Below are 12,529 nucleotides of genomic sequence, written 5' to 3' on the forward strand. Positions count from 1 at the left end.
AATACTCCTAATCCTTTGACACAGTTTGTTTTACAGCCTCTAGTATTTTGTTTACTGACTGAAGAATTAAAAAATTTGCACTCTTTCAGCAGTTCTGGAGAACACAAATTTTAGTAGTTATTGATTAACCCAGTGCCATATTAAAGCAAATAACTTTTAAAGCTGACATCGCCTCTGAAAAAGCTGTTGCCTCGAGTGGAAAATTGCACTACTTTAGCCAACCTTTACACAGCTAGTAAACATGTAATTAATTACAGCAGGGGCAATTAGCAACTATACATATCATCCATTTATTTAGGAGAAGAGGATCTCCAAATACAAACCTTATACAATTCCGCAAAAGGACTTCACCTCTGAGGTGCCTGTGCAACTATTATTTTAACAGTATGACGACTTATTTCGAAGAGACAAAAAAGCTTGTCGAAAACTCTACCTTCTTCTACATTATCACAACGAATATGGAAGGTAAGTATACCTACGTAAACGGCCACTATAAACAAGCTTTCGAGGAAATACATGGCCCAGTAGTAGGACAACCTTACCAAATAACCATGCACCCAGACGATACCAAAGTTTGTGAAGAGGTATCTATAAAGTGCTTTGCTAACCCCGACCAGGTATATCCTGCCACTATCAGAAAGCATGATGGTAAAGGTGGCTATGTTATTACACAATGGGAGTATAAAGCCATGTTTAACCAGAACAACGAACCTGCAGGCGTGTTTTTGTCTCGGATACGATGTTACAGAGCATATGTCTAAGCAGGAGCAACTAACACGAACCAGCAAAATATTAGAAACCATTGTCTGGAATCAGTCGCATGTGATTAGGAGACCATTGGCAAACATACTCGGACTTGCCATGGTGCTCGAAAACATGGAACTTAACCAAAACCTACGAAATGTGTGCACGATGCTTATAGAAAGCAGCAAAGAATTAGATGAAGCCATTAAAGCATCAGCCCGCCAAGCGGAATAACTTCAGCTTTTAGGTCTATCTCTTCTTCTAATGCTCGATTAGACAACTCGTATAGTTGGGGATACAGTATCTTCGCCGCTAAAGTTGCAGCACAAAATACAGACGCAGCCACAGCTAACCTTTGGACAGGAAACACAGCAACCTCTTACTATAAAGCACTGTAATAGTGCATACGACCTACTTGATTTTAGATATTCAGGCCCGCTCAGGTAGTTCCTGGGCGGCCTTCGTTTAATTAAACCTTTTTGTAGATGAACTTTATAGCTGTCTGCAAAGGTTTATTCTATCGAGTAAAAAGCACCTTAGCCAGCGCCAAAAGAGGCAATAAAATAATATCTTAACAGTTAGTATTTTGTTCTGACGCAGAAGGGAATTAGGTGTTTTTTCTTTCCTGGTTCTCAAAAAAGTTTTACTTTTAATTTTCTCTGGAACATGTCCAGATCTTTACTTTATCTTTTAGCTATGAGGGTATTACTTATTTCTTCGCTTCTCGCTTTATCTTTTACAGCTGTTAAAGCGCAAAACAAACCTACTGCAAAAGCGTCTCCCACAAGTGTTTTGGAGCAAAAATTCAACAGTTTAAAAAGCAACTCCAACTCCTACAAAGAGCGTGACGAGGATTATAAGGTTGTAAGAGTAAAAAGCTTAAATTCCTTCTGGGAAACTGTTCAGAGCACAATTCAAACAACTGAAAGTCAGCTTCAAAAAGCCAGAGCAGGAAACAGCGAGGAACTTGTTGAGGCCCAAGGTATAATTGAACAGCAGAAACAGGAAATAGCGGCCCTGAAGCAGGATAACGAACAGAAAGAGCTTGCTGTGCAGGAAAGCACTAATCTGGTAAATAACATTTCGGTTTTTGGCCTTAATGTTAACAAGCAGTTTTATGTCATCATCAACTCTGTTATCATCATCGGTTTACTTATTGCCTTAGCTGTTATCTTTTCGATGTTCAATAGCTCTAGGCAAGTAGCTGTTAAAAAGCAAAAAGCGTTTGATGAGATAGATGAGGAACTTAATACTTATAAGAAAAATGCTCGTGAAAAAGAGCTAAAAATAAAGCGTGAGCTCCAAACTGAAATGAACCGTGTAGAAGAACTGAAACAAGAGATAGCTTCTTTGCAGCGGCACCCATCTCTCTAGTATTTTACGCTTATCCAAAAAAGCCACGGGCGCTAGGTTCATGAACCTAGCGCCCGTGGCTTTTTTGGATTCTAACTATCATTACTTGCCCAAGCTTATACAAAAAATACTTACACCTTGAGTGTTATTAACTTAACAGGCAGCACAGCAATACATGGTTTAAGACATCTTTGAAGCTCTTTCTTCATATAGAACCCAAAAGTAAGGGAAGCGTAACACCCTACTACGAACATAACACAACCTACAGAAATCAGCATGGGATATCAACCGATCGAGAATTATGGTGTAATTGGAGATTTAAACACAGTAGCATTAGTTGGCTTAAATGGGTCTATCGATTTTATGTGTTACCCCGATTTCGATTCCCCCACGATTTTTGCCTCTCTGCTAGATCAAGATAAAGGCGGAAGCTTTTCTATACACCCCGTAAGAGATGGGTTAAAAACAAGGCAGCTTTACCTGCCCGATACCAACGTTTTGCTAACACGTTTCCTGTCTGATGAGGGTATTGGCGAGATAACAGACTTTATGCCTGTGGAAGAACTTTACCAAGGTAAAGAACTGATCAGACGCGTGTCTTGCGTGCATGGCAACCTTACCTTCGAGATGCACTGCTGTCCTCGATTCGACTATGCCCGCTCTCCTCACATTGCAGAGCAAATAAGCGAGAGAGAGATCATTTTCTCCAGCCAGGGGCCAGATGGCACTGTTGCAAGGCTAATGAGTTCTGTGCCGCTTCATTTAGAGGCTGGAGATGCCACGGCAACCTTTACTTTAAAAACGGGCGAAAAAGCTGATTTTATACTGGACTACGTAACTCCTGACATGTTCACAGCAACAAACATGGAAGAGTTTGTGACGCAAAGCCTTTACGACACCATAAATTACTGGAAAGATTGGGTAGCAAAAAGCACCTACAAAGGCCGCTGGATGGAAGTCGTAAACCGCTCTGCACTTGTGCTCAAACTTATGACCTCCCACAAGTGCGGCTCCATTGTAGCAGCACCTACGTTTGGGCTGCCAGAAGAAATAGGAGGCGTACGCAACTGGGACTACCGTTACACCTGGATCAGGGATGCTTCTTTTACAGTGTACACTTTACTAAGGCTTGGCTACAGAAAAGAGGCCCGAGATTTTGTAAAGTGGGTAGACAGGCAATGTGATGATATCGGGGATGCGGGCCACCTCAGCCTTATGTATGCGATAGACGGGAAAAAAGAACTCCATGAATATGAGCTTGACCACCTGGAAGGTTATATGGGTTCTAAGCCCGTTCGTGTAGGCAACGGAGCATACGACCAGATACAACTGGATATTTATGGAGAGCTATTAGATGCCATATACCTCTACGACAAGTACGGAGAACCCATATCTTTTGCCTTCTGGAATGACCTGAGACGACAGGTGGATTGGGTGTGCGATAACTGGCATCGAAAAGATGAGGGTATCTGGGAAGTTCGTGGTGGCAGAAAAGAATTCTTATACTCCCGCATGATGTGTTGGGTAGCCATCGACAGGGCCATGAAACTTGCCAATAACCACTCCTACCCTTTACCATCTCGGTGGCAGGATGAGCGAGACAAAATTTTCTTTTCTATACATCATGATTTTTGGAATGAAGAGTTACAGTGCTTCGTACAGTATAAAGGTTCAGATACCGTAGATGCAGCTACACTACTAATGCCTATCATACGGTTTATTAGTCCCAAAGACCCACGCTGGTTGTCTACCCTAGAGCGTATTGAGGAAGAGTTGGTATCTGACGCCTTAGTTTTCCGTTATCGTGTTGATGAAGAATTTGATGGTTTATCAGGTGGTGAAGGCACTTTCTCTATGTGTACATTCTGGTACGTAGAGTGCCTGGCGCGTGCTGGTCAGGTAGACAAAGCCAGACTATACTTCGAAAAAATGATCGGGTATGCTAACCACCTCGGCCTGTACGCAGAAATGTTAGGTCTTAAAGGCGAACATTTGGGCAACTTTCCACAAGCGTTTACCCATCTAGGCCTTATCAGTGCGGCCTTAACTCTAAACGACATTTTGGAAGGAGATAGTAATAAGAGGAAGTTTTAGAAATAGGTGTTAGGCAACTCTGCGGCTGCCTCATATTGCTAAACTCAAACCCGAAAAAGAACGTTTAGAGCCTTCGGCGAACACCATTTATACACAAGAACGACCACAAAACAATATGACACCGACCACAAGTATAGATAGTCTGATAAGAGCACAATTAGTTGAATTACTCGAAGGTGGCTTTGCACCCAACGTTATTCTACTGCGAGAGTTCGACTATAAAAAAGCTGGTGTTATACTGGATGGACTGCACTTTTCGGGCTGGATTTTACTAGGACATATCAGAGCCAGGCACCAAACGCTACTTAAGTTTATGCAAGACCCCGAGCATAACTCCGAGATATGGCCTGATGCACATTGGCCCGAAAACCATGTGCCGCAAAGCGAACAAGAGTGGAACAGCGCTATAGATGCCTACGAAGCCGAGCTAGGAGAAATGATACAGATTGTAAAAAACTCCAGCAACGACTTGTTTAAGGTATACAGCAATGGCAAAACATTGTATTGGGCTGCCATGACCGCACTACACCATACAGGCTACCACATCGGGCAGCTTAAAACCATTGGCAGGCAACTAGGCGTTTGGTAGGCGGCTCTGCGAGCCAATTATGAATTAGAAATTATGAATTAGAAATGGTGTTGATAGCTTCTGATCTTCCTTGAAAACCATAGCAATATTACCATAGGATTAAAGCATAGAGAGAAATCTCTAGCAGCACTCATTCATAATTTCTAATTTTTAATTCATGTAAAGCGGTTGCTGCGAGAGAATAATTTCCTGCTTTAGCTGCTCAAAATCTGCTTGAGCGGGTACTATCGGGAAAGGCATTTCCTGGCCTCTGTCCGATGGATATTTCAGAAACCGAATCAAAGGGCCTGCAATTACCTCTGCTTTCTCTATTTGCTCGTCCGTCAGTTGTTCCATCCAGTAACCCGACTGTCCCTTCTTCAGGTGTTTCGGGTTTTGCTTTTTCAACGTAGCAAAGCTCATTGCCTCTTGCAGCTCATCACGCTCATTTGCTGGTAAGTTTACTTCTAAATATTGTAGCAGCCCATCTAACTCCTGCTGAAAACCGAGCAGGAAACTTTCGTAAAAAGTAATGTGAATGTTGTACTGCTGGCTAAGGCGCAAATGGTCGTATACATGCCACACCCACTCTAGCATCAGTTGTTCGAAATTCTTCTCCAGAAAGCGCGAAGCATCTTTTTCCTCCTGCGGAAAATACTTCAGCATATAGCCGGAAGTATAGTATTTGGAAGCAGAAATTGCTCGGTCTCTTGGGTCGCGGATAATGTACACTTTTTTATCGAACAGGTTTAATAACTCGCCGCTTCGCTTGCAAATAGGCGAGTGCGTCCAGACGTGGTTTGTTTGAGCTACATAATCCTGGATGTTCTCGATTGGCCTTCTGTAGATGCTGCTGATACGATAACTGTACTGCAGGTCGGTCACGTCCAGTACATCAATGCTGGCCTGGCTGGGGTAGTTCAGGTCCCATTCTTTTGCCAAGTCATAAATAGGCTGTTTCTGAATAAAGCTTGTAAAATCGCGGCCTGTTCGCTCTAGTAGCTGCTGTATAATCTGGTAAAGCCAAAAGTTGCCGCATTTTGGTGCGCCGCCTTGCAAAATTTTCATGTTTGTTTTTTTTGCGTTCAAATCAGTCGGACACATATACGTCTTTAAAACCATTTTTGGCGTACAAAGGGTGAAATTCACCTAGAAGGCACTAGAGCATCCTAAATAGCGCTACAACAGTACTTGTGAAAGAGGAAAAGTTAGACAGCCATGTTGCCAGCTTTTCATCTTCTTAACATGCTAACTATTATACTATGCAACACCTCTTCCCTTTCGATTCTAAAATCTGTTACAACCAACGCAAAAGCATGATGCTGCAGGAACCACGCCTGTTGTGGCTCACAGGCCTCTCTGGCTCAGGTAAGAGCACGCTGGCCTTGCGCCTGGAGCATTACCTTTTTCACGAAGGGTACAAAGTTTTTCTGCTGGATGGCGACAACGTTCGGAATGGCTTGAACAAGGATTTATCCTTTACTGAAGAAGATAGAAAAGAGAATATAAGGCGGGTAGCTGAGGTTTCAAAACTGATGCTTGATGCGGGTTTGGTAGTCATCTGTGCTTTCATCTCTCCTTACGAAGCAGAAAGAGCGCTTGTAAAAGAAACCGTAGGCAATAATCGGTTTTCAGAGGTTTATGTAAATTGCTCGCTTCAGGTGTGTGAGCAGCGGGATACGAAAGGGCTCTACGCCAAAGCCAGGGAAGGTCTCATTTCTAATTTTACGGGTATTAGCGCTCCCTACGAAGCACCTTCGGCACCCGATGTAGAAGTAAGAACAGATGAGGAAGCTATAGAAGAATCGCTGTATAAGATTATCACCCATGCTGAGCAGCAGTTGAGAATGCCAGAGAGAATGAAACTTAGTGTAAACGCTTGAACAACTTAAATGACAGATATTAACATAGCATCTTTGTTAGATACTGCCAGGGCAGCTGCTTTAGAAGCAGGAAAAGCTATCATGGAAGTTTATAGAACAAAAGACTTTGAAGTAGATTATAAAGCAGACGATTCTCCACTAACCAAAGCAGACCAGGCTGCACATACCATCATCGAAAAACACCTTTCTGCCACAGGTATCCCTGTGCTTTCAGAAGAGGGTGCACACACAGCATACCAGGAAAGAAAAAAATGGCCTCTTTACTGGCTCATAGACCCGCTGGACGGCACGAAAGAGTTCGTAAAGAAGAATGGCGAGTTTACGGTTAACATTGCCTTTATGCAACAGTCTGCTCCTGTAGCAGGTGTGATTTATGCCCCAGACCTTGATGCGCTGTATTATGGTTCTGAAGATACAGGTGTATTGAAAGTGGAAAAAGAGCAAGAGCAGCAACTTATGCCTTTACAAGCAAGCACGAGCCTTGAGGAACTGCTACAAAAGCCACAGGTAAGAATTATTTCCTCCCGATCGCATCGCTCAGCCGAAACTGAAAAGTTTATTAGCCAATTCAAAAACACGGAAATAATTTCGATGGGAAGCTCCTTAAAATTTATGCTTCTTGCAGAAAACAAAGCCGAGATTTACCCCCGCTTCTCCCCCTGTATGGAATGGGACACAGCTGCCGCGCACGCTATCCTGAAAGCACTAAACAGAACCATTTATCAAACGGATTTGCAGTCTGAATTGGTGTATAACAAAGAAGATCTGCTGAACCCTTCGTTTATCGCCTTCTGAGGCTAAATATGCACCCTGTCAGTTTACTAGGTTTTGCTACTCCAACTTTGAAAGCTTCAGAACTTCTTGCATAGCTTCTTTATTTGTCGGTTTAAAGTTATACATGCAAGTACTTGTCACCAATTCACCGTTAAATCTTACAATCAGAACCACATACTCTTTGCCTAGTTCAAAATGATAGTCACACATGGAACCAGTGGCAGCTAGTTCTATTTCTTCGTCAACAAGCCGACCTATATATACTTTCTGCACTTCTAAAAGTGGCAGGTTCCCGTACTTGTACGGAGGCTTGATTGGCTTACGGGACAGGTCGTATCTAACGGAGCCTTTAATCTCCAGTACTTTTACTTTTACAACATAGTCTGATAATTCGAATGCTTGTTTTAAACTGCTCGGTACGCAATCGCAAGCACTTGCTGTGTAGTACAAGAAGCAGCAAAAGAAAGTGAATATGGCTTTCTTTGTTTTCATGATTATAGTTCTATATGATTGATAAAACAGTTGTAATCTGCCTTCAGAAAATACGACTGATTTACAGCCTTAGAGTGATTAGATCTTTACTTCGTTGAACTCCATCCACTGGTTTACAGGCACATGAGGTAAGCAAGGCGTAGCCAAAATTTGTTCAGGTGCTTTGTGTGTAAAAATGTTAAACTCTATTCTAGTACTTGGCCCTTGGGAGCTTTGACCGCCTTCTCCTTTGACTTTTGCTCGAGCCAATCTGCTATTTTATGCAGTGCCTCAGGGGAAAACGTCTCCTCTAGCGCGTAGGGTTCGTCATAAGTCCCTTTCTTGGCTGTCTGCATAAAATGGTTTACATTCGGCAGCACTTCAGACTTAAACTTGCTGTTCCCGCCTGCCTTGAGACCTACCTCCATTGCTTCGAACTCTTTCTCAACAAAAACCTGAGAGTCTTTGGCTCCGCTGACTGCAAACACTGGAACTTTGATCAGGCGCGGATAAGGGCTAGGATCCATGTGCAGGAAGTCAAAGCGCCACTTCTCCACAAAAGGATCGATATAAAACTCGCTTCTGCTCTTTGAATCAATTCCCGCCTCTCTGTGCCACTGCTTGAGCCTTTCGACGGCTGTTGCGCTGTCAGGGGCATTGCCCACGATTTCATAAGAGGTGTCATAGAGAGACAGCTCCGCTTTGGCTTTCTCCTCAGGGATCCCTAGTACCCGCAGCATGGCTCTATACTGCGTCTTGCTGTACTCAACCCCGTTAAGTCCCAAGCCAGCTAATAACACTATCCCTGCCACGGCAGGGTCCTGCGCCGCCACGATCTGCGCCTCCAGCGATCCCTGACTGTGACCTATCACGTACACGTCCTTTACCTTCAGGCGAGGGTCAGAGCGCAAAGCCTTGACGGCGGCCTTTGCGTCCTGAGAGAACTCGTAAATCGTAGTGCCGTTGTACCTGCCCGTGGACTGGCCCACTCCCCGCTCATCGTAGCGCAGCACCGCAAACCCGCGGCGTGTAAGTTCGTCTGCCAGCACCAGGAATGTCTTGTGGTAGAACTGCTCTCCGTCACGGTTGTGCGGCCCCGATCCCGAGAGCAGCACCACGCCTGGGAGTTTCTTTCTTCCTTTTGGCGGGGTGATGCTGCCGCTTAGCCTTATGCCAGGGCTGCTCCCTGGAAAGAACACGTCCCACTCCCGGTAGGGATAGGGGCGCTGCGGCGTTTGAGGACGGGGCGGCTTGGAGTCTGCCAGATCCACGGGCCTGACCTGAAGGGAATACTTGGCCCCTCCCATCAAGATAGTACCCCTCAGAATATTCGCCTCTGGGCTATAGCGGGCCGTGTAGACCCAGTAACCGCCGAAAGTGTCGATGGTGAAGCGCACGCTGTCTGCTGGGTAGGATATTTTCGCCTGATTACTGTGAGGCCCTTGCGAGGGCATGTCAAACAGTGCTTCCGTTTTGCTCTTGGCTCCATCCTGAAAATGAAAGATCATAGGATACTCAGTAGAGCCTATCTTCACGTTTCCACCCCAGCTCCCAGTAAAATCAGCCTGCGCAAGCAAGGAGAGAGGAAAAACAACGTGCAACAAAGCAACTATGAAAAATATAAACCTGGGATTGAGGGTAAAAAGAAAGTGCCTGTAAAAGTCTTTTGGTTTCTTTTTTTGGTGGACTATCATAGTAGGGCAAGTTTGTTCAGTGTTTTATTATTTCATGGAACGGCGGACATTAGCGCTATCAAAAGTTTCCATTTGCAGGTGATACCCTAACAAGATACAATTAAGTTGATGAGATTCATAACCTTGAATAATCTACTGTCAGGCTTTTTGGACACTGCACTGCGTTTAATGAGTCAATATTTGAAGTCATAGAGTAAAGCTTTAAACATATCTTTAATTGCTCTGTTCATTGAATCGCTTTTAAGTTTTTACACACTCAAAAAAATAGCGCAAGTAATAAGCATCAAATCAATGGACTTATTACTTGCGCTAAAAAAAACAGGTTTGAATCAGTAGCTGATTCAAACCTGTTCATTACAATCTTATTATTTTATTAAATCCTTAAAAGCTGATCCGAAGATTAAATAGCTGGTATTACCAGCAATCGTGCCCTCGTTCTGTCCCCACAGGAACGGCCAGTCGTCGTAGTTTTCAAAGTGGTCGGGTTTTCTGAATAGTACACCTGGAGCAACATTGCCTGGAATAAAGGAGAAATCAGCCCTGTTATTGCCATAAAAAACTGCTTTAGGACGTGTAGCTCCCACCGTTGCCACTAACGAATAATTGTGATACGGATGGGCGCCAAATAAATAGTTGGTGGCCTTAAAAGCATGCCTAGCGTCGACAACGTCAGGGAAGTATTTATTGGCAAAACAAACGGTGGTACCAAAATTCGTCACGTCTCCGCTACCTGCCCAGTTACCAAGTCCGATAGGCACTCCGTAAGGATTATCCTTTTCAAGCCCTTCGATGTATTCTTTGTATTTTACAACATAAGGGCGAAGCTTTTCTTTGAAGGATGCATCCATGTGCGGTATAGCATTTAATGCCGTTAGGAGGTGGAAAGTCACGCCACGATCCAGTGCAGGCCATAACAGTTCCTGAAACTTATCCTTGTACTGTTGCTCACCCGTTGCAATATACAGTTGAAGATTGGTTCCAACATTTGCTGACCTGTTCCATCTTGAGGTATCCTCTGGCTGTTTGGCGAGTAATTCACTTGCCTCTTGAAGCAGTCTTTTTGACTGTTGCAACGCTCTTGCCGAAAGATCGTCATTATAACCCTTCAACGCGCGACTTGCAGCGGCTAACATGGTTGCTGCACGGAGATCGAGGCTGGGGTTGCGGCTCGTAAATGCCCACAAATCATCCTTAACGCCACTAGACTGGCCGTCAGGGGCTACTTCGTAAGGGCCAAGGTTCGGATTATAAGGGAGGCCATCTGTTAAAGAAGCTGCGTCACCAAGATGATGATAATTATCAAGAACAGCGTTGGAGAGCGTTTGAGTCATGTGGCCGACAATCTCTGCCTGAGCTACCAGGTTTAAAGTTCCATGCTCGATAAACTGCAACATGTCTGGTGTTCCATCAGGTCGGTGCAAATCAACATAACGCTGCTCCTGGCTAACGAAGGTCTGATCGCGTGAGGGTTTAAAGTATTCCCATGTATGGACGAAGTTCTGCACCACGTTAATGTTTGATCCTGTCTCGATATCAAAATCTCCAGCATCGAAAAAACCACCTACATTCAAACCAGGAATCAATTCCAGCGCTTTATACTTGGTATCGGTTGTTGGTCCTTGTGCATGAAGGTCGAAGTGATCGGTGTTTGGCGGGGCTTGTAGATAACCGTCCTTAAAAGGTTCGCCATGCCACACGCGGTAAGCCTCATTTACGAACATGTGGTTCATGTGGATTGGGATCCATATATCGCTGGTGGCGTCGGTGATCTTATCGTAAACGCTATTGCCTATTAAAAAATTATTGGTTTTGTGGGCACCGTACTGAATATAGTATATACCAGGGGTCTTAACGGAAGAAAAATCGAATTTTACATAGTGGTATTTAAAATAGTCACCCCAGGGTACGATATTGCCGCTAAATACTCTGGTAGCTTTGCCATCGGCGCCTACACTGTATATTGATGATTTTGAGAGCGGTTTGTCTTTCTTGTCTAGTTCGATAACAGCAACTTTTGGTTGCGAAGGGAGGTAGCCTACTTGAGAGAAACCGATGTTTGGCTCTCTTTTCCAACCTTTAATGGCGTTTGGTTCAACGGTCCAGTTTAAGACCTTGCCTGTTTTTCCTGCTGGAAGTAAACTGCGAACTACAAACCAGCCGTTTTGTGCTAGCATACGGCCATCGAAAAGCATCAGATCAGCATCCTGCGAGGTGATTTTCACTAAACGTTCGGGTTCATCTGGTGCAAGGATAAAGGTACGGCCAGTTTCGAGCGGAAGCGGATCAATATATTTGCCAGTCCCTCTGTCATCGGCGGTTACATACCCTTTATATTGCTTTGGCTTTTCACTGTTAGGCTTCGTAGTGGTGTTGTCTACCACATAACGAGGAAATAGGTTAGAGCGCCCATCCATCAAATAGGTTTTTGCCCAATATTGCGAGGGTAGAAACTCAAGATTAAAACCGGCTGCCCTTCTAGGGCCTTGGGAACGGGTTTATCAAGGTAAACAGATATCTCAACACCTTCACCCTTTGCCTTGACAACCACCCGCGACTCAAAATTGTAATCTGGATACTGTAACGTAGCCTCAATGGTTTTTGCGGCACGGTCTACCTTTCGGTTTGATATATTAGGAACAAGATCCCACTGCTCTGGCGTGTTAGAAAGTCTAACAGCACCGCCTTGTGCTGTTCTGACGCCATGGTGAATCAGTTCTATACCAGCGTTATTTTCATCATTGAAACCTCCAGTAAAAAGGTTATTGTACACAAGCACATTGACGCCTTGCGTCTCGAAATACTCACGATCATTGAATTTCAGATCCTGGCTCAAAGCATAGTTGTATGCCGCCAGTAGTAGCACTACAACTGATAAAAGTCTTCGTCTTTTCATGTTGATTAATAATAAACTCAAGTTGCGAATTACAAGTACTTGTGAATGGTGTATG

At 44.1% G+C, this 12,529-nt stretch carries 11 protein-coding genes and 1 pseudogene; 7 read left to right on the forward strand and 5 right to left on the reverse strand.

Annotated elements, in window-relative coordinates; all coding sequences use genetic code 11:
* Positions 1-386 precede the first annotated feature (386 nt).
* The 5 genes from LN893_RS19385 to LN893_RS19405 all read left to right on the forward strand — a co-directional run bounded on the left by LN893_RS19385 (position 387) and on the right by LN893_RS19405 (position 4,780).
* On the forward strand, positions 387-761 hold the full coding sequence (locus LN893_RS19385) for a PAS domain-containing protein (RefSeq protein WP_229972964.1): 375 nt from the start codon (positions 387-389) through the stop codon (positions 759-761).
* Complete coding sequence (locus LN893_RS19390) at positions 754-978, forward strand: hypothetical protein (protein WP_229972965.1); 225 nt, start codon at positions 754-756, stop codon at positions 976-978. The genes LN893_RS19385 and LN893_RS19390 overlap by 8 nt, the downstream gene beginning before the upstream one ends.
* 462 nt (positions 979-1,440) lie before the next feature.
* Positions 1,441-2,118: a hypothetical protein gene (locus tag LN893_RS19395; RefSeq protein WP_229972966.1), complete on the forward strand. Its 678-nt coding sequence runs from the start codon at positions 1,441-1,443 to the stop codon at positions 2,116-2,118.
* 255 nt (positions 2,119-2,373) lie between these two features.
* Entirely contained in the window at positions 2,374-4,191 is a 1,818-nt protein-coding gene (locus tag LN893_RS19400) for a glycoside hydrolase family 15 protein (RefSeq protein ID WP_229972968.1), read from the forward strand.
* Between the two features lie 115 nt (positions 4,192-4,306).
* Positions 4,307-4,780, forward strand: a complete 474-nt coding sequence (locus LN893_RS19405) for a hypothetical protein (RefSeq protein ID WP_229972969.1) — start codon at positions 4,307-4,309, stop codon at positions 4,778-4,780.
* A gap of 150 nt (positions 4,781-4,930) precedes the next feature.
* Here LN893_RS19405 and LN893_RS19410 read toward each other — a convergent pair whose 3' ends face one another.
* Positions 4,931-5,827, reverse strand: coding sequence for a sulfotransferase domain-containing protein (locus LN893_RS19410; RefSeq protein WP_229972971.1), 897 nt, complete (start codon positions 5,825-5,827; stop codon positions 4,931-4,933).
* Between the two features lie 194 nt (positions 5,828-6,021).
* Between LN893_RS19410 and cysC the strand changes: the two genes are divergently transcribed.
* Both cysC and cysQ read left to right on the forward strand, forming a co-directional pair.
* Positions 6,022-6,642: an adenylyl-sulfate kinase gene (gene cysC, locus LN893_RS19415; protein WP_229972973.1), complete on the forward strand. Its 621-nt coding sequence runs from the start codon at positions 6,022-6,024 to the stop codon at positions 6,640-6,642.
* A 9-nt stretch (positions 6,643-6,651) separates the two neighbouring features.
* Positions 6,652-7,437, forward strand: a complete 786-nt coding sequence (gene cysQ, locus LN893_RS19420; protein ID WP_229972974.1) for a 3'(2'),5'-bisphosphate nucleotidase CysQ — start codon at positions 6,652-6,654, stop codon at positions 7,435-7,437.
* 36 nt (positions 7,438-7,473) lie between these two features.
* Here the strand turns inward: cysQ and LN893_RS19425 are convergent, their stop codons facing one another.
* From LN893_RS19425 to LN893_RS19440, 4 genes and pseudogenes are all read right to left on the reverse strand, one after another.
* A complete protein-coding gene (locus LN893_RS19425) occupies positions 7,474-7,908 on the reverse strand; it encodes a hypothetical protein (protein WP_229972975.1) in 435 nt (144 codons plus the stop codon).
* Between the two features lie 185 nt (positions 7,909-8,093).
* Positions 8,094-9,581: an alpha/beta hydrolase family protein gene (locus LN893_RS19430; protein WP_229972976.1), complete on the reverse strand. Its 1,488-nt coding sequence runs from the start codon at positions 9,579-9,581 to the stop codon at positions 8,094-8,096.
* A gap of 365 nt (positions 9,582-9,946) precedes the next feature.
* Positions 9,947-11,995 (reverse strand): cellulase N-terminal Ig-like domain-containing protein, encoded by a 2,049-nt coding sequence (locus LN893_RS19435; RefSeq protein ID WP_229972977.1) that lies wholly within the window; start codon positions 11,993-11,995, stop codon positions 9,947-9,949.
* A pseudogene (locus LN893_RS19440) lies at positions 11,995-12,529 on the reverse strand (hypothetical protein); the annotation flags it as partial. The gene LN893_RS19435 and the pseudogene LN893_RS19440, both read right to left, overlap by 1 nt.

The organism is Pontibacter harenae (assembly GCF_020907245.1).
In the GTDB taxonomy this organism is placed as follows: domain Bacteria; phylum Bacteroidota; class Bacteroidia; order Cytophagales; family Hymenobacteraceae; genus Pontibacter; species Pontibacter harenae.

Coding starts and splice junctions, on each gene's coding strand:
- LN893_RS19395 (WP_229972966.1), top strand. CDS start 1,441: ATGAGGGTATTACTTATTTCTTCGCTTCTCGCTTTATCTTTTACAGCT.
- LN893_RS19410 (WP_229972971.1), bottom strand. CDS start 5,827: ATGAAAATTTTGCAAGGCGGCGCACCAAAATGCGGCAACTTTTGGCTT.
- LN893_RS19425 (WP_229972975.1), bottom strand. CDS start 7,908: ATGAAAACAAAGAAAGCCATATTCACTTTCTTTTGCTGCTTCTTGTAC.
- LN893_RS19385 (WP_229972964.1), top strand. CDS start 387: ATGACGACTTATTTCGAAGAGACAAAAAAGCTTGTCGAAAACTCTACC.
- LN893_RS19405 (WP_229972969.1), top strand. CDS start 4,307: ATGACACCGACCACAAGTATAGATAGTCTGATAAGAGCACAATTAGTT.
- cysC (WP_229972973.1), top strand. CDS start 6,022: ATGCAACACCTCTTCCCTTTCGATTCTAAAATCTGTTACAACCAACGC.
- LN893_RS19400 (WP_229972968.1), top strand. CDS start 2,374: ATGGGATATCAACCGATCGAGAATTATGGTGTAATTGGAGATTTAAAC.
- LN893_RS19435 (WP_229972977.1), bottom strand. CDS start 11,995: ATGGATGGGCGCTCTAACCTATTTCCTCGTTATGTGGTAGACAACACC.
- LN893_RS19430 (WP_229972976.1), bottom strand. CDS start 9,581: ATGATAGTCCACCAAAAAAAGAAACCAAAAGACTTTTACAGGCACTTT.
- LN893_RS19390 (WP_229972965.1), top strand. CDS start 754: ATGTCTAAGCAGGAGCAACTAACACGAACCAGCAAAATATTAGAAACC.
- cysQ (WP_229972974.1), top strand. CDS start 6,652: ATGACAGATATTAACATAGCATCTTTGTTAGATACTGCCAGGGCAGCT.